Below are 1,953 nucleotides of genomic sequence, written 5' to 3'. Positions count from 1 at the left end.
CGAAGTTTGCGCTCTAAAAACGGCGGGAGTCCAGGAACCGCGGGGCTTTGGGCCGGAGATTGCTTTCGATTTGTGTCCATGTAGGGCTTTCCAAATCGGTTGAGATGTGATTCGATTCGGTGATGTTCGTGGAGACGGTACCGAATCGGAACTCGCCGCCTGCGGTGTTGCTGCGGGAGAGCTATCGCGACGAGCAGGGCCGCGCGCAGAAGCGGACCTTGGCCAATCTGAGCAAGCTGCCTGGCGATGTGATTGCTGCTCTGAAGGCGATCTTGCGGGGCGGGACGGTGATCGGCACCGGGCCGGACGAGCTGGAGATCGAGCGTTCGCTGCCCCACGGCCATGTGGCAGCGGCGCTTGGGATGATCCGCACAATAGCGCTGGATCGGCTGATTCTGAGCACGACGAAGGATGCGGCATCGCGGCGTCATTGCGATCTGGTGGTTGCGATGATGGTCGACCGGCTGATTGCGCCGCGCTCCAAGCTTGGGTTTGTGCGGGCGGTGGATGAGGAGACGGCGGCCTCCAGCCTGGGCGCTGTTTTGGGCTTGGGCGCGGTGAAGGAGCGCGAGGCCTACGAGGCGCTGGACTGGCTGCTCGCGCGTCAGACGCGGATCGAGAATGGCCTGGCGCGGCGGCATCTGGAGGACGGGGTGCTGATGCTCTATGACGTCAGCTCATCCTATTTTGAGGGCCGCTGCTGTCCGCTGGCGCATTATGGCCACAGCCGCGATCACCGGGGCGATCGGCCGCAGATCGTCTACGGGCTGTTATGCACGCGCGAGGGGCTGCCGATCGCGGTGGAAGTCTTCGACGGCAACACGGCCGATCCATCGACGCTGAGTGCTCAGGTCGAGAAGGTGAAGGATCGCTTCGGGATCGGCCGCCTGGTGCTGGTCGGGGATCGGGGAATGGTCACCGCGGCCCGCATCCGCGATGATCTCAAGCCGGCGGGCCTGGATTGGATCACCTGCCTGCGCGCACCGGCGATCCAGGCGCTGGCGGCGCAGAACGGGCCGTTGCAGCTGTCGTTGTTCGATGAGCGGGATCTGGCCGAAATCAGCGCCCCCGACATGTTCCCGGGCGAGCGGCTGATCGTGTGCCGCAATCGCGACCTTGCCGCCGAACGCGCGCGCAAGCGTGAGGATTTGTTGGTTGCTACCGAGCGCGAGCTGGCCCGCATCGACGCGCGGGTCCGGCGCAAAGGGTCTCGCTTGCGCAGCGCCGCTGAGATCGGCATGGCGGTCGGCGCCGTGCTCGACAGCAAGAAAATGGCCAAGCACTTCGATGTCGAGATCGGCGATGGCGCGCTCACCTGGCGGCGACGGATCGGGCAGATCGAAGAAGAGGCTCGCCTCGACGGCATCTATGTCATCCGTACCAGCGTGCCGGCCGAGCATCTCGACGCCGCAGAGACGGTCCAGGCCTACAAGGATTTGTCGCGCGTCGAACGGGCCTTCCGATCCTTGAAGACCGTCGATCTCGAAATCCGGCCGATCCGCCACTGGACGGCGCCACGCGTGCGCGCTCATGTCTTTCTGTGCATGCTCGCCTATCACGTCGAATGGCATCTGCGACAGGCCTGGGCGCCGCTGCTGTTCCACGACACCGAGCTTGCGACCGCCAGGGCGCAGCGGAGCTCGCCCGTCGCCGCCACCGAACCGTCCGCGGCTGTGAAATCCAAGAAAGCCACCAAGCGCTCGGCCGACGGCCATCGGGTCATGAGCTTCGCCGACCTCATCGTTCACCTCGGTACGCTGGTCCGCAACACCATGCGCGTGCCAGCGCGCCCTCAGCACCGCTTCACCCTCTATTCCACACCAACCGCGCTGCAGGAGGCCGCCTTCCGGCTGCTCGCCCTCGACCCGTCACGTGTCCAGTAACCGAAAACCCCGACGGCAAGATTGCCGAGTCGGATCAAGCACTTGCCAAACTCACAAATGAAAACTTCGG

At 64.8% G+C, this 1,953-nt stretch carries 1 protein-coding gene; it reads left to right on the top strand.

Going from position 1 to position 1,953, the window contains the following annotated elements:
• Positions 1–122 precede the first annotated feature (122 nt).
• Positions 123–1,883 carry an IS1634 family transposase gene (locus EH240_RS36775; protein ID WP_125007217.1) on the top strand — a complete coding sequence of 587 codons (1,761 nt, stop codon included), beginning with the start codon at positions 123–125 and terminating at the stop codon, positions 1,881–1,883.
• Positions 1,884–1,953 lie beyond the last annotated feature (70 nt).

This window comes from Mesorhizobium tamadayense (assembly GCF_003863365.1).
Classification (GTDB): Bacteria; Pseudomonadota; Alphaproteobacteria; order Rhizobiales; family Rhizobiaceae; genus Mesorhizobium; species Mesorhizobium tamadayense.
This window is presented reverse-complemented; position numbering and strand designations above follow the sequence as displayed.